General features: G+C 51.3%; 28 protein-coding genes. 21 read left to right on the top strand and 7 right to left on the bottom strand.

All coding sequences use genetic code 11. The features are described 5' to 3' along the window. Positions 1-314 precede the first annotated feature (314 nt). From HNEAP_RS08155 to HNEAP_RS08135, 5 genes are all read right to left on the bottom strand, one after another. The gene (locus HNEAP_RS08155; protein ID WP_012824494.1) at positions 315-605 is read right to left on the bottom strand and encodes a HigA family addiction module antitoxin; all 291 of its coding nucleotides are present in this window, start codon (positions 603-605) and stop codon (positions 315-317) included. Between the two features lie 392 nt (positions 606-997). After that, entirely contained in the window at positions 998-1,867 is an 870-nt protein-coding gene (locus tag HNEAP_RS08150; RefSeq protein WP_012824493.1) for a DNA adenine methylase, read from the bottom strand. Positions 1,868-1,934: 67 nt separating this feature from the next. Beyond that, complete coding sequence (locus HNEAP_RS08145) at positions 1,935-3,398, bottom strand: ParB N-terminal domain-containing protein (protein ID WP_012824492.1); 1,464 nt, start codon at positions 3,396-3,398, stop codon at positions 1,935-1,937. Positions 3,399-3,785: 387 nt separating this feature from the next. Beyond that, the gene (locus tag HNEAP_RS12290; protein WP_012824491.1) at positions 3,786-5,255 is read right to left on the bottom strand and encodes a hypothetical protein; all 1,470 of its coding nucleotides are present in this window, start codon (positions 5,253-5,255) and stop codon (positions 3,786-3,788) included. Between the two features lie 104 nt (positions 5,256-5,359). Continuing rightward, positions 5,360-6,070: a hypothetical protein gene (locus tag HNEAP_RS08135; protein ID WP_012824490.1), complete on the bottom strand. Its 711-nt coding sequence runs from the start codon at positions 6,068-6,070 to the stop codon at positions 5,360-5,362. Between HNEAP_RS08135 and HNEAP_RS08130 the strand changes: the two genes are divergently transcribed. From HNEAP_RS08130 to HNEAP_RS08050, 17 genes are all read left to right on the top strand, one after another. Then, entirely contained in the window at positions 6,069-6,554 is a 486-nt protein-coding gene (locus HNEAP_RS08130; RefSeq protein WP_049772508.1) for a helix-turn-helix domain-containing protein, read from the top strand. The two genes, HNEAP_RS08135 and HNEAP_RS08130, sit on opposite strands and share 2 nt — an antisense overlap. Positions 6,555-6,608: 54 nt before the next feature. Continuing rightward, positions 6,609-6,833, top strand: a complete 225-nt coding sequence (relB, locus tag HNEAP_RS08125) for a type II toxin-antitoxin system RelB family antitoxin (RefSeq protein ID WP_012824488.1) — start codon at positions 6,609-6,611, stop codon at positions 6,831-6,833. Then, a complete protein-coding gene (locus HNEAP_RS08120) occupies positions 6,817-7,089 on the top strand; it encodes a type II toxin-antitoxin system RelE family toxin (RefSeq protein WP_012824487.1) in 273 nt (90 codons plus the stop codon). The genes relB and HNEAP_RS08120 overlap by 17 nt, the downstream gene beginning before the upstream one ends. Positions 7,090-7,607: 518 nt before the next feature. Further along, complete coding sequence (locus HNEAP_RS08115) at positions 7,608-9,032, top strand: hypothetical protein (RefSeq protein WP_012824485.1); 1,425 nt, start codon at positions 7,608-7,610, stop codon at positions 9,030-9,032. 72 nt (positions 9,033-9,104) lie between these two features. Continuing rightward, positions 9,105-10,145 (top strand): ATPase, T2SS/T4P/T4SS family, encoded by a 1,041-nt coding sequence (locus tag HNEAP_RS08110; protein ID WP_012824484.1) that lies wholly within the window; start codon positions 9,105-9,107, stop codon positions 10,143-10,145. 82 nt (positions 10,146-10,227) lie between these two features. Beyond that, on the top strand, positions 10,228-10,509 hold the full coding sequence (locus HNEAP_RS08105; protein WP_012824483.1) for a type II toxin-antitoxin system TacA family antitoxin: 282 nt from the start codon (positions 10,228-10,230) through the stop codon (positions 10,507-10,509). After that, complete coding sequence (locus HNEAP_RS08100) at positions 10,506-11,006, top strand: GNAT family N-acetyltransferase (RefSeq protein WP_012824482.1); 501 nt, start codon at positions 10,506-10,508, stop codon at positions 11,004-11,006. The genes HNEAP_RS08105 and HNEAP_RS08100 overlap by 4 nt, the downstream gene beginning before the upstream one ends. An 80-nt stretch (positions 11,007-11,086) precedes the next feature. Next, on the top strand, positions 11,087-11,506 hold the full coding sequence (locus HNEAP_RS08095; RefSeq protein ID WP_012824481.1) for a TrbC/VirB2 family type IV secretion system protein: 420 nt from the start codon (positions 11,087-11,089) through the stop codon (positions 11,504-11,506). Positions 11,507-11,561: 55 nt separating this feature from the next. Further along, positions 11,562-11,858, top strand: coding sequence for a conjugal transfer protein TrbD (gene trbD / locus HNEAP_RS08090; protein WP_012824480.1), 297 nt, complete (start codon positions 11,562-11,564; stop codon positions 11,856-11,858). 5 nt (positions 11,859-11,863) lie between these two features. Next, entirely contained in the window at positions 11,864-14,323 is a 2,460-nt protein-coding gene (locus HNEAP_RS08085) for a VirB4 family type IV secretion/conjugal transfer ATPase (RefSeq protein ID WP_012824479.1), read from the top strand. A 76-nt stretch (positions 14,324-14,399) separates the two neighbouring features. After that, positions 14,400-15,152 carry a P-type conjugative transfer protein TrbJ gene (gene trbJ, locus HNEAP_RS08080; RefSeq protein WP_012824478.1) on the top strand — a complete coding sequence of 251 codons (753 nt, stop codon included), beginning with the start codon at positions 14,400-14,402 and terminating at the stop codon, positions 15,150-15,152. 30 nt (positions 15,153-15,182) lie between these two features. Next, positions 15,183-15,476 (top strand): hypothetical protein, encoded by a 294-nt coding sequence (locus HNEAP_RS08075; RefSeq protein ID WP_012824477.1) that lies wholly within the window; start codon positions 15,183-15,185, stop codon positions 15,474-15,476. Next, positions 15,473-16,954, top strand: a complete 1,482-nt coding sequence (gene trbL, locus HNEAP_RS08070; RefSeq protein WP_012824476.1) for a P-type conjugative transfer protein TrbL — start codon at positions 15,473-15,475, stop codon at positions 16,952-16,954. Before HNEAP_RS08075 ends, trbL begins: the two co-directional genes overlap by 4 nt. A 162-nt stretch (positions 16,955-17,116) precedes the next feature. Then, positions 17,117-17,650 carry a conjugative transfer signal peptidase TraF gene (gene traF, locus HNEAP_RS12285; protein WP_012824475.1) on the top strand — a complete coding sequence of 178 codons (534 nt, stop codon included), beginning with the start codon at positions 17,117-17,119 and terminating at the stop codon, positions 17,648-17,650. Positions 17,651-17,660: 10 nt separating this feature from the next. Next, positions 17,661-19,703, top strand: a complete 2,043-nt coding sequence (locus tag HNEAP_RS08060; protein ID WP_012824474.1) for a DNA topoisomerase III — start codon at positions 17,661-17,663, stop codon at positions 19,701-19,703. A 157-nt stretch (positions 19,704-19,860) separates the two neighbouring features. Next, positions 19,861-21,054 (top strand): conjugal transfer protein TraB, encoded by a 1,194-nt coding sequence (locus HNEAP_RS08055; RefSeq protein ID WP_012824472.1) that lies wholly within the window; start codon positions 19,861-19,863, stop codon positions 21,052-21,054. A 10-nt stretch (positions 21,055-21,064) separates the two neighbouring features. Further along, positions 21,065-21,598 (top strand): lytic transglycosylase domain-containing protein, encoded by a 534-nt coding sequence (locus tag HNEAP_RS08050; RefSeq protein ID WP_012824471.1) that lies wholly within the window; start codon positions 21,065-21,067, stop codon positions 21,596-21,598. A gap of 178 nt (positions 21,599-21,776) precedes the next feature. Here the strand turns inward: HNEAP_RS08050 and HNEAP_RS12800 are convergent, their stop codons facing one another. Together HNEAP_RS12800 and HNEAP_RS08040 are read right to left on the bottom strand one after the other, a co-directional pair. Beyond that, on the bottom strand, positions 21,777-21,914 hold the full coding sequence (locus tag HNEAP_RS12800) for a PIN domain-containing protein (protein ID WP_181442969.1): 138 nt from the start codon (positions 21,912-21,914) through the stop codon (positions 21,777-21,779). 165 nt (positions 21,915-22,079) lie between these two features. Then, the gene (locus HNEAP_RS08040; RefSeq protein WP_012824470.1) at positions 22,080-22,547 is read right to left on the bottom strand and encodes a nuclear transport factor 2 family protein; all 468 of its coding nucleotides are present in this window, start codon (positions 22,545-22,547) and stop codon (positions 22,080-22,082) included. A gap of 83 nt (positions 22,548-22,630) precedes the next feature. Between HNEAP_RS08040 and HNEAP_RS08035 the strand changes: the two genes are divergently transcribed. The 4 genes from HNEAP_RS08035 to acuI all read left to right on the top strand — a co-directional run bounded on the left by HNEAP_RS08035 (position 22,631) and on the right by acuI (position 25,905). Continuing rightward, on the top strand, positions 22,631-23,194 hold the full coding sequence (locus tag HNEAP_RS08035; RefSeq protein ID WP_012824469.1) for a TetR/AcrR family transcriptional regulator: 564 nt from the start codon (positions 22,631-22,633) through the stop codon (positions 23,192-23,194). Positions 23,195-23,360: 166 nt separating this feature from the next. After that, positions 23,361-24,107 carry an SDR family NAD(P)-dependent oxidoreductase gene (locus tag HNEAP_RS08030; RefSeq protein WP_012824468.1) on the top strand — a complete coding sequence of 249 codons (747 nt, stop codon included), beginning with the start codon at positions 23,361-23,363 and terminating at the stop codon, positions 24,105-24,107. 122 nt (positions 24,108-24,229) lie between these two features. Continuing rightward, the gene (gene acuR / locus HNEAP_RS08025) at positions 24,230-24,871 is read left to right on the top strand and encodes an acrylate utilization transcriptional regulator AcuR (RefSeq protein ID WP_012824467.1); all 642 of its coding nucleotides are present in this window, start codon (positions 24,230-24,232) and stop codon (positions 24,869-24,871) included. Between the two features lie 50 nt (positions 24,872-24,921). Further along, on the top strand, positions 24,922-25,905 hold the full coding sequence (gene acuI, locus HNEAP_RS08020; RefSeq protein WP_012824466.1) for an acrylyl-CoA reductase (NADPH): 984 nt from the start codon (positions 24,922-24,924) through the stop codon (positions 25,903-25,905). The last annotated feature ends 237 nt before the right edge of the window (positions 25,906-26,142 follow it).

Here is a 26,142-nt window from a genome sequence, read left to right as displayed (position 1 = left end):
CTACAGCGATACCCGTTTATATGACTACGAGGAAGATCACCTCATCAGTTTGGAGTTGGGCGGTTCGCCCAACTCCCCTCAAAACCTCTGGCCAGAGCCGCATCATGTGATCGGCGGTTGGGGTAGTTATGCAAAAGACAAATTAGAGAACAGGCTGCATGCCTTGGTGTGTCATGGGAAAATATCCTTAGCGCAAGCTCAGCATGAAATCGCCACCGACTGGATCAGCTCATATAAGGTGCATATCGGCGCGGCGACAAATGATGAGCGTAGTCATCATTGAGTGACTGCGCACGCTCCTGAAAGCGTGGGGGTCAAACATGAGTTAACTCAGATTGAATGGCTTTTTGTCGAACCCGCCACATATCGTGGTCAAGTTGCATCCCCGCCCACAACTCAGCGCGACCGCCATGCTCCACCCCCAGCCAGCACTCGATCCGCAAAGCCATTTCCGGGGATATGGCCGCATGGCCATTAAGCACGCGTGACAAGGCGGCACGAGTTACCCCTAACTGCTGTGCAGCCTGGGTTATGGTTATACCCAATCCGGGTAAAACCTCTTCCCTTAAAATTTCACCGGGGTGAGGTGGGTTGTACATGCTCATGGGAGGTGCCTCTCAGTGATAGTCTTGGTAGTCAACCAGAACGACATCGCCATCTTCAAAAGCAAAGGTTTATTTGCCGAAAAGATCGGAATGAGTGCTGGTGCGTTCAAAGCGAACTACACCCTTTTCGACGTGCTTTTTTCCAACTTCACGTCGCGCTTGAACTGATCGGAATAGCTCGATGAACACATCAAATACGCAATTGTGAGTCTCTGTGCTCGGACGTGTCCCGCTCCGGGCTTGATCGTTGTTTGCGCCGCCACTGGGTGAGCAACCTCAATACCATGATGCCGAAGTCGTCACAGGAAGCCCCTAAGTCCTTTGAGAAGTACGTGGATTCGAGTGAATATTGACCTGGTACAAGCACTGATGGTGATTTTAGTCACCCATCCCTACACGCTGCCTAGGTTCTGTCGCAAACCCTGATTTGGAATGGCGATGTTCGGGCCATAAATCATCACCTCAGACCCTTGTTTTTTTTCTTGAGCTGTATAGCTCAGAAAATATTTGTCCTGACGATATCTTTGATAAATCTTACTTATTTCTGGAGTGTCGTCGTATGAGACAATCCACTGATGGTTTACGTTAGCGAGCGTGTTAGCAATTTTTACATGGTCATCATGCACATAGAAATTGCGATATAAACCAGAACCCTTTTCATAATAGGGTGGGTCAAGATAGACCAAGGTTTTCTGTGGGAGGGAGGGAACTATCTCTGTTAATAATGCTATTGCATCCAGGTTGTACACCCGAATTCTGTCGCGGTAGCGACCAATAAGTTTGATCCGTCGGACAAGATCAATTTTATTGTATCTAACGTCGAGCTTCCATTTTCCTGATTGAGCTAATCCTCCAATTACACCTGCTTTCAATATCCCTGAACGATTTGTTCGATTAAGAAAGAAAGTCGCCAATGCAATCTCGATTTCTGAATGTTGATCAATATCTAACAACACCCGCTTTTGCTGGTGCCAGTTTTCCATGGTGACTGGCGTGTCGTGAATTAGTCGACATAGCTCTTCAGTATGATTTACCGCTGCTTGCCAGAAGATTGAAATAGCAGGATCAATATCGTTGATATGTATACGGGAAGCGTATTCATGGAACAGAAGCTCAAGCGCCACGCCCGCTCCACCAGCATATGGTTCGACATAGTGCCCGTCCAATAGCTCGTTCGCTTCAAAAACCTGCTTTACGAAATGTGCAAATTTACCTTTCCCTCCTGGATAGCGAAGGGGGGTTGAGAAAGCCTTGGTGCTCATATACTACCTGCCAATTTCCATTGGTATATTCATGAGAGCATTTTTGGGCGGAGTTGATCAGTCATTGTCACTGCCAGATTGCTACAAGCATGGGTTTGTATTCATCCGCAATATCCTTGAGTTCTGAAGGAAGTGGTGCAGAAGCTGAACCGTGAACGAATTGGTTGAAGTGATCCACCGAACCAATAGCGTCGTGTGTGGTCGATCGTTTTGAAATTGCTTTTGAGTGTTGTTTATCAATTTTTCCTTGGTCTGCCAAATGTTTGCTTACAGCTTTGATTTTTGCAGACAGCTTGTCATCGACGGTAATGGGCCTTTGATTGTCATCCCTGGTTACTGGCGTTCCTAATTGATTTTGCTTCTGAGAGAAATCGTCACAACTGACCTCGATAAATACACGGAACAGAACGGCTGTAGCATTTGGACATGTGTCAACTTCTAGATTTGAGCGTAGCTCGCGATATATTTCGTTGATTCGTGCATTTGAGATGTTTAGAGGCCAAGGTAGAAGATATTTCCGGGCACGTGAAGAAGATTTTGCTCTGGTCTTCTTCTCTGACACTGGTGTGTTTGTTTCCGAATCAGCCGCCGTCCATCCTGACCTGTCGGAGTCCCTGTCTTTATTTTCTTGAGGGGCATCTGTCGATTTTATATCGCCTGATGGATCAGTTTGGTTTTTGGTGTCGTAATGATGTTCCGTTTGCTCTGCTAGCTTGGCTGGATTAATTTCATTAGGGATACGTCCGACAAAGCGTCGTCGATCCTCGTCGCTTCGGACGTCATTGACGTTGTAACCATGATGCATGAATAGGTCAATGGCAAATTCCAGAGCTGGAGCAATGTGCTTTAAGCCCAGCAAAGGGATGATCTCTTTATTTTCAACTTTCAACTGAAATATTTCTTGGGCTGGTTTGGATGAGAATAGACGAGTTATTGTTGTTACTGGAATGGCAAAAATGTCGCGAATATTGTCTTGGGTAAAAATGGTTGGGTTGTCTTTAATCAGGTTACGGATCTGGCGACCAATGGACTCAGTCCCCGATTGACGCGCCCTGCGTTCATCTCGAATGTCGCTATCCCAGTTTACTCGGCCAACACCGCCATTTTGCCCGGTGTGCTTTAACTCTACCCACATATCTCCATCTGCCCTTGATGGAACCACACTACATTCGACCTCATTCAGCGAATTCGGACTCAGCTTGCCTTGAGCCATCCTAAAACTTTTGACCAATCTTTCATCGGGGCATAGATCCGGGTTCTGGAGTAATTTGAGTGCTGTCAGGCGCCGATTCCCTTCTAGAACAATGAAAGAGCCATCTTCGTCAGGGGTTGTGAGTTGCAGCTCGGTTGGATCCAGTCCATGTGATGCTATGTGTTCAGCCAGTTTGAGGATTTTTTTTGCGTCCTCTGGGTCTGCCATCATGAGCTCAATGGCTTCACGCTGATTTTGGGCGATGTCACCGCCAAAACGTACATTTTCCTGATCGAGCTTTATGAGGTTGAGTTGGATGGACTGGATTTTCCGTTTCATTCGCTTACCTTAGGAATACGCTAATTTCATCAAATACATCGTAACTGAATCGCCCCATGTTCGGACGATTCACAGCCTGAAAAATTCTGTCGAGTTGGCAGCGTAAAACGTTTCTTCACCTCGATCACTCTTACGAAGCGTCTCGGCGGTTAGTGTGATTGTGGTTTCGCGCTGTATGCGATGTAAAGACACATTAGATCACGGATGATTTGAACGGCTAAATGACGTCGGTTCGCTGCGACGGCCATGAACCGGACGCGTAGTTCTACATTTTGATTGACATTTGCTCTTCATTAGTCTTGTTGGCCTCGCTTCGGTGGCTTGGTCGAATTTACTACCCTAAAAGGTATTCGTTAGGTATGCAATGGCCACCTGTTCGGTAGTTATTCATACCCGCAAAGCGAAAGTTATTTCTTGTTTATTAATGCTATACGGCACGCAAATTAAACGCCCAACCTGAGCCCCAAGCCTGCTGTACTGTTTGAAATCGCCTGCGCGTTGTGCTGCCACCATTGCATCGGTCAGCCGTGCAATTTCCGCGCTGACTTCCTCAGACGGTGCAGGTTTTCGGGTAGGCAATGTCGTTTGGAAATCGTTTTTACGGCGTTCTCGCGCCTCAGCCAAGGGAATGCCTGCCTCGGGGATAAATTCGCCACTGAGGGCGCAATCCACGAGCCTGCGAACATACCCTGAGGGTGACTTAACGCTTCCGCGCCGCGCTGCCAATTCATCAACGATCGCCTGCCTTTGCTCGGCAGGGCAGCGGTTCAAATGACAGAAGATTGCGGTTTTATCACGATCCCCTATCCCGTCGGGGAAAATCAATTTTTCTTCCCAAGAAGCCGATTTGACCGTTTGCTCAACTGTATGGCTCGATTGCCTCGGGGTTGCGATTGTTTGGGGTGACTGGGTGGCATGCTTCACCGGTTCGCTGAGTTCATCGGAATCACCACCACCAACCACCGAATCGGCCATCGAAACATCTTGGCGATTTTCGGGAGGAGGGGTAGGGGTGGTTGTTTTTTGATTATTGATATTTGATTTTAGATGTGTGGCGGGTTTTGTTGAATGACGGGCATTTGATGGGGTTTTTTCCCCGTTCAAACCCGCATCAGAATGCGGTTTTTTATTGTTTGATGATTCATTGTGAATAGCGTTGGGTTTTTTTTGCTCAGACGAATGCGCATCAGAATAAAACTCGTTTTTTGCGAGAGGTAAAAGGTACACAAGGTACCCTTTCTTATCCTCGATGCGCTCAATCAGTCCGGCGCGCTCCAGCCAGCCAAGCAAGCGTTGAATTTGGTGTTTGTTATAACGGCTGCCTTTCATGCCCTGATGCGGGAAAACCTCAACGAGCTCCTTAAACATCACGAGGCTGATGCGACGAACAGACGCGCCGACAATCGCACTGCGATAATCCATAAATCGCCGCAGACCACGCAAATACAAAAGTTGAGCTGCCGCCGGTATCCCTTGAAGTAAATCATCCTCAGCAGAATTAAAAGAAATGTATTTGCCTGGTTGATAAGTTTTTTTTACGAAAGGCAAAAAGTACACAATGTACCCATCCTTATCATCGATGCGCTCAATCAGTCCCGCGCGCTCCAGCCACCCAAGCAAACGTCGAACCTTCGATTTGTTGGGCTTTACCCCTGCTATGCCCTGATGAGGGGAAACTTCAATCAACTCAGAGAGAGATAACAGACTGATTCGATGATCCGGGCCGCCCACAATGCCCGTATCCGCGTTCGCATATCGTCGCAGACCACGCAAATACAAAATCTGAGTTTCCTGCGGCATACCGTGATAAATATCATCTTCTTCCAAGCTAAAAGAACTCACACGATCAAGTTTCATTGCATACCTCAGACCCGCACAGGGGGAAAAACCACCAAAAAAACCACTCAGCTTGAATACCGTAGCAAGGGGTTTCGGAATTCAAATTAGCGAAATAGCCCGCATCAGAAATAACCAAAATTGTGGTGATGTGCTCTTCTCCGCCAACCGCCTTGAGTTTGATACTGGCCACCGGACTCAACCACATCTCGCTGCTCCAAATCATCAAAACCCTCACACGGCCACCACATAAAATGATTCCGCTCGATCGTTAAACGCCGATACACCGGCCAGATTTCGCCGAGGTTTTCACCGTAGGCGCGAACTTCGCGCAAGTCCTGATCCGGCTCTGCCCGTTGCGCTTCGATTCCTTTCCAAAAAGCCGGTAAAAAATCGGCGGGGTATAAACCCGCCGCCTCGCACCAGAATCCCGCGCCGCCTTTATCCATCGATGCCGAATCAATCCAGCGCTCAAGGTTTGGCCACTCACTCGCCCAGCGCGTGGATACAGCAACGCAGGCCACCACATGAAATAGGTCTTCCACCAGTGCCTTGGTCAAATGATCGTCTTGCAGGAATGCAAATACCAAAGCAGGCACAATCGCGGGGTCAACCGGCGGTCGTGGCGTGCGTTGCTTGCGCGCCTTGGCGCTGGCAGTTGGGTTATTGAATAAATCCAGAAACAGATGTGATGCGTCGTTACGGGCGGACTCTTGCCGCCGATAACGTGAGCGCGGACGCGCTTCTGTTTCTAATAAATCACCAAAAATGGCGGGATTCGGGATTTCGAGACAAAGCTGCCCCTTACCCCAATTGCGGGTATGATCGATGTTCATGGCACGCATTCCTTGTGATGGTGGATGGGCGTGGCGTGATTGTTGTGCAGTTTTCTGCACTTGTCAAGGGTTATATGTGCAAAAAAGATTACAGATAGGTGCTCGACTTAAAGAAGAGCGAACTCGATTACGGCTTTCTCAGAGTGAGATTGCCGATAGCTTAGGTGTGTCTAGAAGGTCAGTAATTGACTGGGAAAAGGGTGGAGCCACCCCGAATGCAGAAAATATTTCTGATCTGTATGATTTTGGCGTCGATGTCCTCTACACCCTCACCGGGCGGCGCGAGCCTGAACCGTTTTCAACTGAAGAAAAACTCTTGGTCGAACGCTACCGGGCTGCCGACGAAGCTACGCGCTACCGGATATTAAGCAGCCTGCTGGAAGGCAAAACTGCTGCTCAAGCCGCTACAGATTCCAATCAGGTAACGCAAGTTGTCACCGGCATGGCCGGACAAGTGGCTGGTCGGGATATAAAAAATAAATAACTTGCGGTGACTTGGTTATATACTTGTATAGCGATTTCAGAATAGGAGCTTAAAATGCTTGCCATCCGACTACCCGCCGAAGTGGAAAACCGTCTTGATGCACTGGCAAAGGCCACTGGGCGTACCAAAACTTTCTATGCCCGCGAAGCCATCCTTGAGCACTTGGATGACCTCGAAGATTTGTACCTTGCAGAGCAACGCCTGATCGACATTCGCGCAGGCCGCAGCAAGACCTACAGCTTGGAAGAAGTGGAGCGCAGCCTTGGCTTGGCAGATTGAATTCGACGATGCTTCCAAGAAGGACTTGGCAAAGTTGGACAAGCAGATCGCTCGACGCATCACGGAATTTTTGCGCGAGCGTGTGACAGTACTGGACGACCCGCGCAGCATTGGCGAAGCCCTCAAAGGTTCCAAGTTGGGGGCTTTTTGGAAATACCGCGTAGGCGACTATCGCATCATCGCCAGCATCGAGGACGGCGCCTTGCGCATCCTTGTTGTGAAGATTGGCAACCGCAAGGATGTTTACCGCCAATGAACGGATGCGTTCACCCAAACCATCACCGGCATGGCTGGGCAGGTGGCGGGTCGGGATATAAAAAACAAAGGATGAGAGATTTTCATCTTTAGCTTGAAATTAAATACCTTGGTGTATTATTGTTTTCAATATGTTTTTTGATATATTTCGTTTGCAGGAAATAAACCTATTTCCTTGGCATTCCGTTTAACTTGATAAGGAGTTCGAGATGCGCCTTCTTCTGGCTATCTTTCTGCCGTTCATCGCCTTCTTCACCAATGCCGCTGTTTTATCGTCCCGCTTGGGCGGTGATTATGTCTAACAAATTGGTTAAAAAAATTATCCAGCAAGCCGGACAGGTGGCGGGTCGTGATGTTGTGCTGAATGTGAACATTTACATTATCCAAAACACTGCTGATGAAAAAAAATAAAAACACCCTGTCCTAAATGGACAGGAATAGTCCAACCCTATGATTTTTATTGATCTGTAAGTTTGGCTAACCTTTTTTTCCCTATTCGCCCAAAACTAGAACCTTGCAATGTCTCAATCATCAAAGAGAAAAAATTCGAACAAAACCCTTCGAGTAACAGCGTTGGCTTTAACGCTTGCCGGTGGTTCCTTCGCGTTGATTGGATGCTCGAATCCGAAAAGCGAGATGGCTGATGCCATCAATAAGTCACTTGCGGCAAAACCAAAAATTGATGTCATAGGAATTGCAGTCAAGCTACCGCAAATCGACTCCAGCTCCACGGGACTCAACAATGGCGAATTGGGGCTTGTGTTGCCCGATGAGCAGGGCACTCCTCAAAGTAAGGCATTGGCTGATTTGGCATCTGCCAACTTAATCAAGGCGACAACGGTGAATGTGTTCGCCAAGAAGAATGACAACACATTCAGTGAAATTAAAACGGTGTATGTGCCCGTGCCAGACAAAGCATCGCTGGATTCAGATCAGGCTAAAAGGATTCTAGCCCAGCTCAAAGACGCATCACCGGGCACGGTTTGGTCGAATTTAGGCACTGATTACTATAGCTTCGGTTCTCAGGGGTATGTGGCCAAGGCAGATTCATTCGATAAAGCGAAGATGGGCACACCGGACCCGGATTTTTTTACTGCCGTGCAGAAAAGCCAAAGTAATATGCCCTTGGCGAAGTTGCTGGCAAAGCTGGCAGCTAACGGCTACCTGAAAGCTGAGGAAAAATCCATTTATATCCCTTGGAACGCACCCATGGTGGGTGAATGGACGGGCAATCCTCAGAAGGTCAAATTTGCAGGAAAGACAGATGTCTTTCTGTACTTTTTGACAGATAAAGGCAAGAAATTGCTCGCCATTCGTGATCAGCCATATGGCGGCAGTGCCCCTGCGGTAAAACTGGCCGATGCCAAGGTACTTAAAATCGTCTCGATTTCCACTCACGGCCAAAATATGTTTGCTGGACCAACGACCACAGTTGATTTTGAAGAGACCAAAACTTCAACGGGCATCAACAAAGCCGCTGACTTGGGTTTGCCAACCCCTTCAATCGACGATGGAAAACCAATTCTTTCCCAGGTGAGTATCTATCATGGAAAAATTCAGGACTACAAACCGAGCAAGCTTTTATCCGCAACCCCTGTGAAGGCCATCTCATACGCCGTATCAAAAGATAAGGACGCGTTGATCACGCCCAATTTCGGACACGGCGCGTTCAACGTGGCTCTTGGGCAATGGAAGCTCAAATCAGTCGATAATTTCAGCAAGGACAAAAATCCCATGTTTGGCGGCCAAATGGCGCAATGTACTTTTGAGTTTGAGTACAACCCTGAAATCAAGCCGTTGACCAAACAACTTGCGGCACTGGGCGTTACTGAAAAGGACTTGCCAAAGCCAGGCGCCACAAAACCGTATGATTGCATTGTCAATGCAATGGATAAAGGCTACTCGGTCATAGGTTGTTCACCCGCTCGTCCGGGCGGGCTGTAACTGGGCTGATTCGCACTCAATTCCCGCTCCATGGTGAATCCTGTAGGTACATAAGCCCTACAGGAGAACACCATGCTTGATGAAGTCACCCAACGCCGATTACTGGAAAAACTCGAACGCGAAGGCGGCGAGGTATTTATCTCGGCACTCAGAAACCCCGATGTCATTGAAGTCATGCGCAATTCTGATGGCCGCCTTTGGGCGGATTTTTCAGGCGTGGGCATGAAGTGTTTGGGGGAAATGGCCGCCTCACGCGCCGAATCGATTTTATCCACCTGCGCCTCGATGCTCGGTACCGCCTTGACTCGCGAATCCCCCATTCTGGAAGGTGAATTTCCGCTGGACGGCTCACGGCTTCAGGGGTTAGTTCCGCCCTTGTCTTCAACCGCCGTATTCGCAATCCGCAAAAAAGCACTCAAGGTGTTTACCCTGGCCGACTACATCGAACGCGGAATACTTGCGGAACACTCAGCAGAACCCCATGATTTTCTTTCCCCAATCGTCTCTTCTATGCAAAGCCACGCCGCAGATTGGTTGAATCTGGCGCTATCAACACGCCTGGAATCTGCAATTAGAGAAAAGATGAATATCTTGGTTGTCGGCGGTACCGGATCAGGCAAAACCACGCTGGCCAACGCGTTGCTGCATTCGTTATCAGAGCAATGTCCTCATGACCGAATTGTTGCGATTGAAGACACGATGGAGTTACAGGTGCGCGTGGAAAACGCCGTGCTGCTCCGTGCATCCGAACAAGTGCCTATGTCGCGTTTGCTTCGCGCGACGATGCGCTTGCGACCCGACCGAATCATTGTGGGCGAAGTGCGTGGCGGTGAAGCCTATACCCTGCTCAAATCTTGGAATAGCGGTCATCCCGGCGGACTGGCTACCATTCACGCCAATAGTGCGGAGGAAGGTCTGGATAAACTCAGCCAGTACATCTTCGAGGCGCCAGATGCGCGGAATTTCTCGCATGACATGGTGGGCAGAATGATCGCCAGCACGGTTAATGTGGTGGTTTTCATCGAGCGAACTTCAATGGCACCAGGGCGGCAGGTGAAGCAGGTCGTGCGCGTGCGCGGCTTCAAGGATGGGCGGTTTGTATTTGAGGGGTGATGGATTGCACTTGTTCAAACAAAAAACTAGAATGGGTTTGTACGGCAATATGCCGTATTAAAACCAATAGGAGGACGCTAGCATGTCCAAAGTCGCTTCTACCGCTCGCCTCGAAGCTAGGATCAGCACTGATCTTCATTCGATGCTCAAGCGTGCCGCCGAACTTCAGGGGCGCACCATGACCGATTTCGTGGTTTCCGCCGTGCAGGACGCTGCGCAGCGTGCCATCGAGCAAGCCGAGGTTATCCGTTTGTCGCTGGCCGATCAGGAATGTTTCGCGCAAGCGCTGCTGTCGCCACCGCAGCCTTCACCGGCGTTGGAACGCGCCTTTGCCCGTCGCAGCAAACTCCTGCGCCCTGAATGAGCGACGTTCCGTTCCGGCTTACGTCGCTCAATACAGTGCACGACCGTGCCGCATTCAACAGCGGTTCGGAACCGCTGGATCGCTACTTGCGGGAACTCGTCACCCAGGATGTTCGTCGGCGTGTGGCCGCCTGCTTCGTGGCAGTGACCGAAAAGCATCGTATCGCGGGTTATTACACTCTGGCATCAGCAAGTCTGTTGTTGGCTGATCTTCCTGCCGACAAGGGCAGGAAGCTCCCACGCTATCCGACCGTGCCCGCCGTTCGTATGGGACGCTTGGCTGTCGATCAGGCATTCAAGAGGCAAGGTCTTGGGGGCGCATTGCTGGCCGATGCGCTCGATCGCGCCGTTCGTTCCGAGATTGCGGCTTATGCCCTCGTGGTGGATGCCAAGGACGAAACATCGTCGGCCTTCTACCTTCATCATGGTTTTATTGCCTTGCCAGACGCGCCGCTCACGCTGTTTCTGCCGCTGGCAACGGTGCCGATTCCTCGCTAATTTGAATTCCCAACCTCATTGATACCTTGATGTCGTGGTCATGGTGACCCGTTTCATCATTTGTGAATCAAGAGGTTGATATGAAAAAAGTCCTGTCTGTTTTCCGCCGCGCTGGCGATGCCGTCAATAACAAAATCTACCACTTCGCCACGATTGGCGCCGCCGATGAGCGTGTGACCAAAATGGGGCGGCGTTTCGCCTTTCTCGGCGTATTGGGTGCGGCCGCCATGGCTGTATCCGAACCCTCCATGGCAGGCACCGCTACCGGGCTGCCTTGGGAAACGCCCATGGATACCATCAAATCGTCATTGACCGGCCCGATTGCCTTGGCGATTTCAATTATTGCCTTGGCTGCTGCCGGTGCCGCTCTAGTTTTTGGCGGTGAGCTGTCTGAGTTCACCCGAAAAATCATCATGCTGGTGATGGCCTTGGCATTGCTGGTTTCCGGTGCGTCGATCATGACCAAACTCTTTGCCGCTTCTGGCGCAATCATCCACTAAACCATGCTGAAGGCGCGCTTCGGCGCGCCTGTCTTTTGAGAACAGAGGAAGAGCCATGAGTGAAGAAAATGCACACCGAACCATTCCAATTCACACCTCGTTTAATCGAGCCCATTTACTGCTGGGCGCAGAGCGCGAGCTAACACTACTGACCGTGTTAATCGTGGCCTTGGTTGTGGCCTCGGGCATGAATCCCTTGAGCTTTGGCGTGGGTGCATTGCTGTGGGTCATCATGTTGGGGATCGTGATCCGCATGGCCAAAGCCGACACGATGCTAAGCAAAGTTTACTTTAAGCATGTGAAGTATCGAGCTTATTACCCCGCAAAATCAGGCGCATACACGAGGAATTAACCAAAATGCTTAAATTAAAACAATACCGCGATGCCGCCGTAGGGCTGCCTGATTTACTCAACTATGCGCTGATGCCAGATGAAGGCATTGTGCAGGGCAAAGACGGTTCGTTGATGGCGAGTTGGTACTTTCGGGGCGAAGACATTGGCTCATCGACAGCACAAGAACTCGCCCAACTTTCCGCCCGGCTAAATCATGCCCTGGTGCAACTGGGCTCTGGCTGGATGATCCATGTGGATGCCATCCGCCAATATGCCCGCAGTTATCCGCCTCTGTGCCCCTTCCCCGATCGCACGACCTTGGTGATTGATGCCGAGCGCCGCGTGCAATATGAACAAGAAGCAGCGCATCTGGAATCAGTTTACGCCATGACGCTGACCCACCTGCCACCCAAGGCGGCTGAAACCAAGATTGCGGGCTGGATTTATTCCGGTAAGAAAAATGACACTGAGGGCATGGCTGGCCGCATACTCAATAACTATAAAAACGCCTTGCTGGATTTTGAGTCGGCTATTTCCGGGGTACTCAAAGGCCGCCGCATGCGGACAACCGAGCACACGGATGGCTTGATTGGCCACCACGCATGGGGTGCCGCCTATACCCTTGATGAGCAACTGCGTTTTTTCAATTACTGCATTACCGGCGAAGATCGCCCCGTGCGCCTACCCTCAGTGCCAATGTATCTGGATGCCCTCATTGGCAATCAGCCCTTGCTGACCGGCGTTGAACCCCAAGTCGGTGATAAACACATCGCGGTAATTGCGCTGGATGGTTATCCGCAAGAGAGCTGGCCGGGGATGTTGGGCGCACTGGATACCTTGTCCATTACCTATCGTTGGAACACAAGATTTATCTTTTTGGACGGCCATGAGGCCAAAGCCATCATGAATAAACACCGCAAAAAGTGGCAACAAAAACAGCGCGGTTTGAAGGATCAAATATTCAAAACTTCATCCGGCGCGGTTGACCTCGATGCCTTGCAACAAACCAATGATGTCGAATCGGCCATGTCGGAAGTAGAATCCGGCGTACTGAAATTTGGTTATCACACCGCCAATATCATCGTGATGCACGACGATCCGGTTGTGCTTAAAGAACAAGCGCAAAAGGTGCGAAAAGCCATTTTAGAGCTTGGCTTCGGTGCTCGAATTGAAACCATCAACGCCGTTGAGGCTTGGCTGGGTTCCCTGCCCGGACACAGCCAATACAATGTGCGCCGCCCGCTGCTGCACACCCTGAATTTATCTGACATGCTGCCGATCACCTCGGTTTGGGCAGGCAATGAATTTAATCCATGCCCTTTTTATCCCGAGCAGTCGCCCCCTTTAACCTACACCGCCACCACGGGACATACCCCGTTTCGCCTGTCGTTGCATGTGGGTGATGTCGGCCATACCCTCATGCTGGGTAAAACCGGCGGCGGGAAATCCACCGCGCTGGCCTTCCTGGCCGCCCAGCATTTCCGTTACCCCGATGCTCAGGTATTCTCTTTTGATAAGGGCTATTCGTGCTTCGTGCTCTGCAATGCCGCCGGTGGCGAGTATTACGACATTGCCGGTGAAGACAGTGAACTGGCCTTTTGCCCGCTGGCGCAAATCGACACAAAAGAAGAACAATCGTGGGCAGTTGAATGGGTTGAAACCCTGCTTGTCCTTCAGGGCGTCACGATCACCCCCAATAATCGCAGCCTGATTTATGACGCCGCGCAGCGGTTAAGCCATAGCAGCGTGCGCACCCTGACTGAATTTGTCTCGCAAATTCAGGATGTCGGGATGCGCAGTGCCTTGAACTACTACACCGTGGCCGGACCACTCGGCCATCTGCTGGATGCAGAAAAAGACGGCCTGAAAAACAACCGCTACCAAGTGTTTGAGATGGAACATCTCATGAATATGGGCGAGAAGGCCGTGATTCCCGTTTTGCTTTACTTGTTCCGTCAAGTCGAGCGGCGCTTGGATGGCCGCCCCACCTTAGTGTTCATCGATGAAGCTTGGCTTGCACTCTCGCATCCGATGTTCCGAGAAAAAGTGCGGGAATGGCTGAAAACATGGCGTAAGAAAAACGCCGCTGCCGTGTTGGCCACGCAAGAACTGGCCGATGTCATGAACAGCCCGATTCGGGATGCCATTCTTGCCAGTTGCCCCACGAAAATTTTGTTACCGAACCCCGAGGCACAAGAACCCGCTCAACGGGATTGGTATTACGAAATTGGCCTGAATGATCGGGAAATCGAAATTTTGGCCACCGCAACACCCAAGCGTCACTACTACTACAAGTCACCCAATGGCCGCCGGGTATTCGATCTTGGACTGGGTGCCGTTTCACTGGCTTTTGTTGCCAAATCGAGCCCGGAGCATATCAAACAGGCCAGAGCCATGATCGCCCAATACGGCGATTCATGGCCCGCACACTGGCTCGATCAACACGGATTGAGCGACTGGGGGGATTATTGGCGAACGCTTTAACCCTCGTCATTGGTAAAAGTCGAATTCCGAAACCGCTTGATAGCGTGTTCCTTGTGATCAAACAAGGAACCGCGCCATGAACCCAAAACCCCGTGTCATTGCCTTTGCAATCGCAACAGCCACTATCGTCGCACTGAATCTATCTATGGCAAATGCCAGTGGAGTGGTTGCCGGAGCGACCGAGCCCACCCAAATCATGAACAACATTGAACTGGTGGCGAGCAATGTCAAAGAAGCTGAACAAATCTCGAATCAGCTGACGCAGATAGCGAACCAAATTCAGGCTTACCAGAACATGGTCACCAATACCTTGAATATCCCGAACCAGATTTGGCAAAACGCCGACGGGTTATTGCAACAACTGGTTGGGGTGATCAATCAAGGTCAGGCGCTGGCCTTTTCAGCCACTAACATCAACAGCCTGTTTCAGCAAAAATATCCTGGTTACACGCCACCGCAGGACTTTGCTGCCTCTTATCAGCAACTGAATGAAACAACCTTGGACAGCATCCGAGGGGCATTGAATGCGGCCAATCTTCAGTCAAACGAGTTTACTTCGGAGCAGGGCGCTCTGAATGCCATCGAGGCGCAGAGTCAAACCGCCCAAGGGCGGATGCAGGCGATACAGGCTGGCAACCAGATTGCCATGGCCCAAGTGCAGCAAATGCGCAAGATGCGCGCCTTGCAGATGGCGCAGATGCAGGCGCAGGCTGCATACATGGACGCGCAAACCCAGCAGAAGGCCAACGATGACATGATCACACAGCAAACGCTTAATTTCACCGTGACCCCAATGGACACACGTTCTGCTCCACAAGTGGGTCAATAACCTAACCACCGACCGCCAAGGAAAAACACCATGCTCATGTCAAAAAAAATCACTGTAATTGTCATCGCCCTGTTCGGACTGGGTGCCATCGTTGCCGGAGGGTATTATTTTTTCGTCATTCAGCCAGAAAACGCGGCCAATACATTCAAGGCATTTGACGTGACGCCGATGGATAATCGGGCTGCCCCACAGGCTGGAAGTGAACCAGAGTCAGGCACCAATACGTTCAAGGCATTCACGGTTACACCAATGGACACGCGCTCAGCTCCGCAAGTTGGCGTTTTCCCATCGAAAAGCCAGTCTTCTCAGGCAGCTCAACCATGAGTACAAAATCCACAAACATTTTGATTCTGACGACGATCTGCCTGTTATTGGCAACATCGTCGGCATCCGCCGCCTCTACGTCAACCGGCGGCATGATGATGGATCTCATGGATCAGTTTCACACCGCTTCTGTCAGTTGGACAACTCGTGCCCTGCAAATCGGGAATTGGATTTTCTATACCTTGGCCGTGCTTGAGTTGACGTGGGCTGCCGCTCTTTGGGTAATGGAAAAGGATAGTGCCAGCTCATTGATTGTCGCTCTGGTAAGAAAATTCATGGTGCTGGGGTTTTTCTACACCTTTCTGATTATGGCTCCGTCATGGATACCGGCCATCATTAATTCCCTACAGGATACGGGAGCCCAGATTGGCGATACTACCGTTGGCGCGGTCACTCCAATGAGTATCGTTGGTCATGGAATCAATGTGATCAATGCCATCTGGAAAGCCTTTTCCAATTCCGCTTTGGGGAGTCTGAAAGCCATGGCTACTGCGATTGTGATCGGGTTCCTTCTGATAGCTGTGTCTATCGCCATCATGTTGTCGTTTATCTACATTGCCATTGAATATGTGATGACCGTTATTGAATCCTACATCGTGGTGGGAATGGGGCTTGTGTTGATGGGGTTTTCAGGGAGCCAGTGGACACGGGACTTTTCCCAGAAATATATCGGGTACGCATTTTCTGTTGGCGTGAAGCTCATGGTGTTGATGTTGCTTTTGGCAACCATCATCACTGTCACAAACACTTGGCCAGCCGATGTACGAGCCACTTTCACCGGCAAGGATATGTTCGCTTGGATTCAGCCTATGTTCATGATTGCCGGATCATCAATTCTGATGGCATTGCTCGCCATTAAAATCCCCTCCCTTGCCTCATCCTTGCTCTCCGGCGCGCCTTCTTTGGGCGGTGCCGCTGCGGTTGGGGCGGCGGCGGGCGCCGCTGCCGGGGTAGCGGGCATGGCGGTTGGTGGGGCAAAATTGGCTGGAATGGCCGGGGCTGCGGGAGGTGCTGCCACCAAAGGCATCGCGGCGGCTGCTGTTGGCGGTGCTGGCATGGCTCAGGCTGTGGGCGCCGCATCAAACCTTGCCACGGCATCGGGCTTTACACCGGGATCAGCGGCTCACATGGGGGCTACTGCGGGCAACATGATCAATGGACTCGGCGGCATGGCTGCAAATGGCATGAAAAACTTATCGAATAAGGCCGGATCAGCGCTTGATGCGGCCACGCAAAGCGCTGGAAAAACATTCGACACAGCCGTGTCAAATTCCACTGGCGGCAAACTGGCTGCAAGCCTGAATGAGAAAGCATCTGGAAAGCAGACTTCTAGTGGGAGCCAATTGGGCGGGGGGGGGCGAATACCCCAAGCGGTGGTTCCGCCGCCACGGTTCCGCCGCCATCGCCCGGCGGTCAGGCGCCTGGCAATGGAAATAACCCAAATCAGCCCGCCCCGCCCAATGCGAGTCAGCATCTAAATAAGGCCATGCAGCATTTACCGCTAGATCAGGGTGCCGTGGCTGCCGCAGCGCCCAAATTGGATCATCACGAACCGTAAGTTTGGTTTGGCTTTAACCCCATAACTTCAATTCCGCCCCGACTCGATACCTTGGTATCAGTCAATCAAGGGGCGGTTTTTTATGCGCGTTCACAAAAAAAGTTTGCTCGGTGTTTTTGCCGTGATCGGGGTTTTTGCCGCCGTTATTTTGCTGGCGCGCGGGTTCGGAGTGTTTTACAACGACACCCCATCCATCCCTGAAGGGTTCTGGTATTCAACCAGTAAGCCAAGCCCTGAACTGGGTGATTTTGTGGCGGCTTGTCCGCCTATCCCTGCTGCGAAACTTGCGCTTGAGCGCGATTACTTGCCTGCTGGCCGCTGCCCGAGCGGCACGGTGCCGTTATTAAAACGGGTGTATGCCACGCCCTTTGATCTGGTGCGCATCAAGGGTGGCACCTTGTTCATCCAACATGGCGAAACAGCCATCACTCACTCTATCAATGTACTCAAAACTGATCCCGAAGGCCGACCGCTGATCCAAGCTCTCGGCGGGGTATTGAGTGCTTCGCAGTATTGGCTCGGTAGCCCGTGCCCGATTGGTTTTGATAGCCGCTATTTCGGCGCGGTTCAGCGCCAAAACATCATCTCGGTCATTCGACCGTTATTCACCTGGTAGGGAAAAAATCATGCGTGTGTATTTATGTGAAAAGCCGTCACAGGCTCGGGATATTGCCGCTGTTTTGGGTATTCAGTCCAAAGATAAAAGCTCAATCACAACCGCCGATGGCGTGGTGACCTGGGCATTCGGCCATCTGCTCGAACAAGCGCCGCCCGATGCCTACGATGACTCACTCAAGCGCTGGGCGCTGGCTTCATTGCCGATCGCGCCGACTCAGTGGAAAGTCGAGGTGAAATCGAGCGCCAAGGATCAATTTAAAGCCATCGCCACCTTGCTTAAAAGGGCCACTGAGGTGGTGATTGCCACCGATGCAGATCGTGAAGGCGAAATGATTGCGCGCGAGCTGATGGCGTTTGTGGGCTTCAAGGGCAAAGTTCAGCGATTGTGGTTATCTGCCCTCGATGCTGCTTCGGTCAAAAAAGCCTTGGCAGCTTTGAAGCCGAGTGCTGAAACCGCCGGTTTGTATCAATCGGCCCTTGGTCGGTCGCGGGCGGATTGGCTGGTGGGGATGAACCTCACGCGGGCATTTACCTTGGCGGGGTGTAGCCAGGGCGGGGAGGGTGTGCGCAGCGTGGGGCGAGTACAAACTCCAACCTTGAGCCTTGTTGTCGCGCGGGATCGTCAGATTGAGCATTTCAAGCCCGTGCCTTATTTCGAACTGTTCGGGTTCTTTGAAGCAGGGCAGTCATTCAGTACCAAATGGAAAGTGCCCGAAGGGGCTGGGGATGACGCAGGGCGCTGTGTCGACCAATCAATCGTGGATGCCGTCGCCAGCAAAATCACCGGCAAAACGGGCACGGTAAGCCAGTATGAAACCAAGCGCATTAGTGAAAATCCGCCGCTGCCATTCAGCCTATCTACTCTGCAAAAAACCTGCTCGGCCAAGTTTGGTTTAGGTGCACAAGAAGTGCTGGATATTGCCCAGGCACTGTACGAAACCCACAAGGCCACCACCTATCCCCGATCGGATTGCAATTTTCTTCCCGAGGAGCAATTCCAAGAGGCATCTTCCATCGTAACGGCACTGGCCAAGTCAGATACCGAAGTGCAAGGGATCGTTGATTTGCTAGATTTCAGCCGGAAAAGCCCCGCCTGGAATACCAAAAAAATCACGGCGCACCATGCCATCATCCCCACGCAAACGCCGCCAAATATGGATGCGATGAGTGACAACGAGCGCAGAGTCTATGAACTGATTCGTCGCCAATATCTCGCGCAATTCTTACCCAACTATGAATATGACCGGACCCAGATTGGCATCAGCATCGAGGGCGAGTTATTTCAGACCACCGGCAAAATTGACCAAGTGACCGGCTGGCGCGTGCTGTTCGGCAAAGCGGATGCCAGTGACGATGAGCCCGATGACGAGGTGCAAACCTTGCCCGCCTTGACGCAAGGCCAAACGCTGCCGCTGAGTCACACCGAAATTGCCGCCAAACAAACCAAACCACCCTCACGCTACACCGAAGGCACCTTGATTGATGCCATGCAAACGATTGGGAAAAACATCACCGATCCACGGCTGAAGGCCATTCTCAAAGAAAACTCGGGCATCGGCACCGAAGCCACGCGCGCGGGCATTATTGCCAACCTGATTGAACGCGGTTTCATCACCAAAAAAGGCAAACAGGTCATCAGCAGTGATGTCGGCAGACAATTGATTGATGCACTGCCCGATTCCGTCAAAAGCCCTGCACTCACTGCCCTGTGGGAGCAGTCACTTGAAGAAATTGCCGAGGGCAAGCGTGAATTGGCGGGATTTGAGGCCGATGTCGTCAAATTCATCACCGCGATTATCGACCAGATCAAAAAGCAACACGCTGATGCACCAGCACCAACGCGGCCGACGGCGGATTGCCCGACCTGCAAGGCGCAAGGCCAAGCTGAAAAAGTCTATTCCATCAAAAAACAATGCCACTACTGGCACTGCAAAGCCTGTAACCAATGGTTTGATGACGCCGCCGGAAAGCCCGTGCCGAAAGCAGCGGCAAGTAGCTCGAAAACAAAGCCCGCACCACGCAAAAAAACTACGGCGAGAAAAGCAAAATGAGCGACTCGAAAGCGGAATTTTCCAGCGAGTACTTGCCGAGTGAGTGTGAATTAAACGAAGAGCGCAATTTCGATGATTCGTTCGTTGATGAAATCCTAAGTTTTTGTGAAAAGGATTTAATCGAAAAAAATGCGCAACGATTCAAGAGGCTGTTCAAATGAACCGGAGATTGCTATCCCTATGGCGCATTCCTGCCGGTTTGGCGGTGGGTTATCTCGCTTGGAATGGCACCCATCCGGCGATTCTGATGCTGGCCTTGGCTATGCCTTTACTGGTCATGAACTCACCCAGCCGCGCGACGGCGGGGCTCACCGCTTTGGCCTACTACCTTGGCTCAGCATGGGATTTACCCCATGGTGCCGCCGTTTTTTTCGGCGACAACCTTGGCTCGGGTTTATTAAATACAGCAGGAAGCTATGCCCTATGGCTAGGCGCATCGCTGGCATTAAGCCTGCCCTGGTGGGCGCTTTGGACAAGCCAGAGTCAATGGCGCGGCCTGCGCTTGCTGCTTGCGCTGGTCTTGGTTGCGCTTCCCCCAATCGGTATTGTGGGTTGGGCATGGCCCTTGACCGCAACGGGCTTGGTTTTGCCCGGATTCGGCTGGATTGGTTTGGGCTTAATGGCATTCTGGTTAGTATTCCTGGCCAGTATGCCCGCATCGAAGCAAGCCATGAGTGTGCTCTTGGCTGCGCTGTCCTTCCTGATATTTTTACCGGTGGCATTGGTGCAGCGCCATGATCCCGCCCCGTTATGGCAAGGGCAGGATACCCAACTGGGCTGGGGCTCAGGCAGTTTGTATTGGGTGGAAATGTATGAGCACACCCAAGCCCTTAAAACCTACATTCAGCCACTTGCACCCCACCACAACCTCCTGCTACCTGAAACCGTAGGCGGTGAATGGCAAGCCATCTTGCCGTTATGGCGCAATGAATCGGCACGATTGAACGCCCAACATTCCACGGTTTTGATGGGTGTGCGCCAAACCTATCCCCAAGGCTATGACAACTGCTTAGCCGCCATTGGGCAGCATCAAGGTATCAAGTATTGCCAGCGCGTACCCGTGCCGGTTTCGATGTGGCAGCCTTGGGATCAAGCGACTTCCGCGCATCCGCATTGGTTCAGCCAGCCCGTATTCAAACTGGGCAACCAAACCATCGCGCCCTTGATTTGCTACGAACAGCTTTTGGTCTGGCCGGTGTTGCAATCATTTTTACACCACCCCGATCTCATTTTGGCGTCGGGCAACTCGTGGTGGTCACGGCAAACGCATCTGCCACAAATTCAAATCAAAGCCGTGCATGCCTGGGGACGCCTTTTTGGCGTGCCCGTTGTCACGGCTATGAACTATTAGGGAGAAAACCATGGACTTACCAACGCTGTATGCTCAATGTGCGCCCAGTGTGGCACCACAAACCCTAGCCGCCATCGTGCGGGTTGAGTCCGGTGGTAATCCGTGGCGGATCGGCATCAATGGTGATTATGTATTGCCACAACAGCCTGCAAATCAGGCCGAGGCCATCCGTGATGCGAACCGGCTGATCGGGATGGGATACAGCATCGACATGGGCTTGATGCAAGTCAATTTGAAGAACTTGAATGCGCTGAAACTGAGTGTCGAACAGGTGTTTGATCCCTGCACCAACATCAAAGCAGGTGCACAGATATTGCAGAATTTCTACCAAAAATCAGCAAGCGACATTGGCCAGGGGCAACACGCACTTCGCCGCGCTATTTCTGCATACAACACTGGGAATTTCATCAATGGTTTCACGAACGGCTATGTAGCCAAGGTCACCAAAGAGCGGCCTGTTCACGCTCAATCTGATGAGCTGGTTTCAGCCATGTTGGCCAAGACTTTGGTGGTTTGGTCACCACTAAATGGAAATGAGTATTGAACGAATTTTGAACACGGCGATTGAAAGATTCACCCACTCAGACCCACGCTCGCAGTGCTTGCTTGCCGATGGCAGAACCTAATAAACGTAGCGTGTTCAGCACTTTTTCGGTATCCGGCCAGGGCAGCCGTCGCTTGCCAGACTTCATTCGGTCAAGTGCCTTGAAGGCGTCGTCGACTTACAGCAGCTGGTTCTCGATCATGGCGCACAGCAGCCCGATGGTGCCCATGACGTTGACCTGCTCCTTGTTGGCAACAATCCGCAAATTGCCGTCACCCGTAAGTAGGGTGCAGGCCTCTTGCTTCGAAAGCGCCAATGCCAAGTAGTCGTTGTGACCGCGGCTTGTTACATGTCAATCTACACCGAAAGCATCGGCATTCCAGCGCCAGACGATCAGCTGTTTGTCATTGGTCGCCAATCGTGGAGCACCCATCGCGTCTGTATGCAGGTAGCTGATTCGCTCTGCCAAAAATCCAAAAATTTACAGATTTAAGTCGCTCAGAGTTGGGTGTTCATCTGGACGTCGCCCAAGTACCCAATGAAATTTACGCTCACCTTCATGTATCGTCAGGTCGTTGATACTGGCGATTCGGCGTTGCATGTAGCCATCGGCATCAAACGCCCAATTCTCATTCCCGTAGGATCGATACCACTGACCGGAATCATCATGCCATTCATAGGCAAAACGAACCGCGATGCGGTTATCTGTGTACGCCCATAGCTCCTTGATCAGGCGGTAATCGAGTTCGCGTGCCCATTTCCGTTGCAGAAACAGACGGACTTGCTCACGCCCGATCAAGAACTCAGATCGATTGCGCCAATGGGTATCTAGCGTATAAACAAGAGCAACCCGTTCGGGGTCGCGCGAGTTCCAGGCATCCTCGGCAAGTCGAACCTTCTGTGTGGCGCTTTCGACATCAAATGGCGGCACGGGTGGTTTAGTCTCCATGTTAGTCTCCTAATGGTTATGTAGACAGATCTGTATACATCGGAAGACTACTCAAAATAGACAGATCTGTCTACAATCGACTGATGATCAAACCTACCCCTACCAAAACATCCAGTACGCGAGAACGCATTCTGCTGACCGCATATGATCTCTTTTACCAGCAGGGTATCCGCGCCACTGGTGTGGACAAGGTGATCGCAGAATCGGGCGTGGCCAAGTTGACTTTCTACCGCCAATTCCCAAGCAAGAACGATTTGGTGGGCGCATTCCTGGAACGCCGGCATCAGATTTGGATGGATTGGTTTTCCTCGGCTCTACAGCGTCACGGCGGAAATGTGTATGCCCTCGTGCCGGTAATGACTGAATGGTTCGGTGAGCGGGGATATCGCGGGTGCGCCTTCATCAACACGGTAGGAGAGTTGTCCGGCGACTTACCAGAAGTCGTCGAGATCGCTCGTCGACATAAGCAGGACATGACTCAGGTGATTGCAAATCTGCTCCCGAATACGGTTGAGCGCCAAGAGATTGCCCAAACACTAGCCATGGCAGTAGATGGAGCAATCATCCGGGCCCAATATGATCAAACCCCGGATACTGCTTTAGCGGCACTTGAGCGGATCGTTAGGGCATTGTTCGCCAGGACGTGATGGTTTAAAAGACGTCTTGATCTCAGGAAAGCTTTGAAGGGGCTAACTGCAAAGCCGCACATGACTTATGGGATGACTTCGTCATCGGGGATTAAGGCAAACCTTAGTTGTCTGTCTGTTTCGAGTTGATCAGTTACGTTTCACTTCATTCGGTGGGGAATTGCCCATGACGACCCAAGAGCATCGTGTTGCCCTTGTTACAGGATCGACAACAGGCATCGGAGCCGCCATCGCTAGGCGTTTGGCACAAGAAGGGCTGACGGTGGCACTTCATTCAAAGTCCTCTGTCAGCGCAGGCATTGCGCTTGCCAATGAACTCGGTTGCGCCAGTTACACGCAAGCCAACCTGGCTGAGAAAGAAGATATTTGTCGCTTAATCGACACGGTGGTTGAAAAGCATGGACGGCTCGATGTGTTGATTAACAATGCCGGAATCACTGAAGTCATTCCACACGCTGCGCTCAAGGAGGCTACGGCTGATATTTGGCGAAAACTGTACGAAGTTAATGTCGTCGCTCCATGGCTGCTTATTGGAGAAGCGGAAGCTGCATTACGACAAAGCGCCACAGCAGGGCGATCCAGTTGCATTGTGAATATTAGCTCTCATGCGGGCGTGAGACCCAAAGGGGCATCCATTCCCTATGCGGTTAGCAAGGCCGCCTTGAACCACATGACAAAGCTGCTTGCAGTTTCCTTGGGGCCTGTCGTTCGAGTGAATGCAATAGCCCCTGGCCTTGTCGATACTTCCATGACGGAAGCATGGGAAGAAGCTCAGAAACTTTGGCGTAATCGCTCTCCCATGCGCCGCCCCGCGAAACCAGAAGACATAGCCGACCTTGTCGCCATGATCGTACGCTCAGACTATCTAACAGGTGAGATCATCGTTGCAGATGGAGGCCTTAATCTCATATGACGGTGGGCTGCCCTGGGTTCTGTAAACACTTCCTGCCTTTGATTTAGGCTGGAATGTATCTAGAGAATTGGTGACTATTCAGATAGTTGAGTTAATGATACGGTCGGTCTAATATCGCAACCATGAAAGTCGACCAATCTCATCAAAAGCGACGAGGCCGCCCCCCGAAGGCTCGTGACACTCTGATAGAAACCCGTGAGCTGTTATTAAGAGCAGGCCTTGAAGTACTCACCGAAAAAGGGTTTTCAACAAGCGGTATCGACGAAATACTTAGCAGAGTGGGTGTTCCGAAGGGATCCTTTTATCATTACTTCGACAACAAGGAAGCATTTGGCTCGGAACTTATTGAGCGTTATGCACAATATTTCGCGACAAAAATAGAACGTCATTTGCGAAATGAAATGCTCAGTCCACTAGATCGGTTGAAGGCCTTCATAGAGGACGCCAGCCTCTCGATGGAGAGGTATGCATATCGTCGGGGTTGCCTTGTTGGGAATTTAGGTCAAGAGGCGGGAGTGCTCCCACAACGCCTTCGAACCCAGATAAAGGATGTCTTTTCGGACTGGGAAGTCAGACTGTTGCGTTGTTTGGACGAGGCGAAAGCTGATGGTCAGATATCTGTATCTGCGGACACCACTCAGCTAGCGTCCTTCTTCTGGATAGGATGGGAGGGAGCTGTGCTTCGAGCAAAGCTGGAACGGTGTGGCGAGCCCCTCAGAATCTTTTCTCAAGGTTTTTTTGCAGTGCTAACCCCTGCCACTTAATTTTTTCGCCATTTATAAGGCGATCGGTCTAATTTATAGAGAAGGGTCAAATGTTTAAAGGTATCTTGATTGAGAATGACGATGCAGGTTATCGAGCCACCGTCCGTGATATTGATGAAACATCATTGCCTGAAGGCGATGTCTTGGTTCGTGTTAGTCATTCCACACTCAATTACAAGGATGGACTGGCGATCACTGGGCGCGCGCCTATTGTGCGCAAGTTCCCGATGGTGCCTGGTGTTGACTTGGTTGGAGTTGTTGAGTGCTCCATGAACCCAGAGCACAAAGTGGGTGATACAGTCCTGTTAAATGGATGGGGAGTCGGTGAAGTTCATTGGGGAGGATTGGCTCAGAAGGCGCGTCTAAATGGAGATTGGTTAGTACCGCTCCCATCCCAGTTTAAGCCCCAGCAGGCAATGGGAATTGGTACGGCAGGATACACAGCCATGCTCTGCGTAATAGCCCTAGAGAAACATGGCGTAAAACCAGATGATGGCGAGATTCTTGTGACGGGTGCCGCAGGCGGCGTAGGAAGCGTAGCTACAGCAGTCCTAAGCAAACTGGGTTATGGGGTTGTAGCTGTGACAGGGCGTCCGGAGGAGACAACTTACGTCAAGAGCCTCGGCGCAATAGAGGTAATTGATAGATCGGTATTTTCTTCACCAGGCAAACCACTGGGCAAGGCGCGATGGGCCGGCGCAGTAGATGTAGTCGGCAATCATGTTCTGGCGAACATATGCGCTTCCACCAAGTATCGTGGTGTGGTTACTTCCTGTGGCCTGGTTGGTGGAATGGATTTTCCTTCATCTGTAGCCCCATTTATTCTTCGGGGGGTAACACTCGTCGGTATCGATAGCGTGATGTGTCCACGTATAGATAGGGTGGATGCTTGGCACCGTCTCGGACTAGACCTGGACGTCGACATATTGAGGGCAATCACTCGAGAAGTTGGACTTGAGGAGGCCTTGCCTCTCGCTTCATGTCTGCTAGATGGAAAGATTCGAGGTAGAGTCGTCGTTGATGTAAATCGGTAACGACACTTTGAGTCGCCATCAATACTCTAGTCACTTTCCGCCACTCATCGTCCACTTAGGCACCGAGAAGCAGACAGTGATATCCGTAACCGTAAATGTGAGGAATTCAACCAAAGTGGACCCGCCCGTCTCGGAAACCGTGGCGTCACTGGTGATCAGCCATGCTTGCCAAGACCGTAGTGGTTTGGTCACCATTCAATGAAAATGAGTATTGAACGAATTTTGAACGACATTTAT

The sequence above is a fragment of the Halothiobacillus neapolitanus c2 genome (assembly GCF_000024765.1).
GTDB classification, from domain to species: Bacteria; Pseudomonadota; Gammaproteobacteria; order Halothiobacillales; family Halothiobacillaceae; genus Halothiobacillus; species Halothiobacillus neapolitanus.
This window is presented reverse-complemented; position numbering and strand designations above follow the sequence as displayed.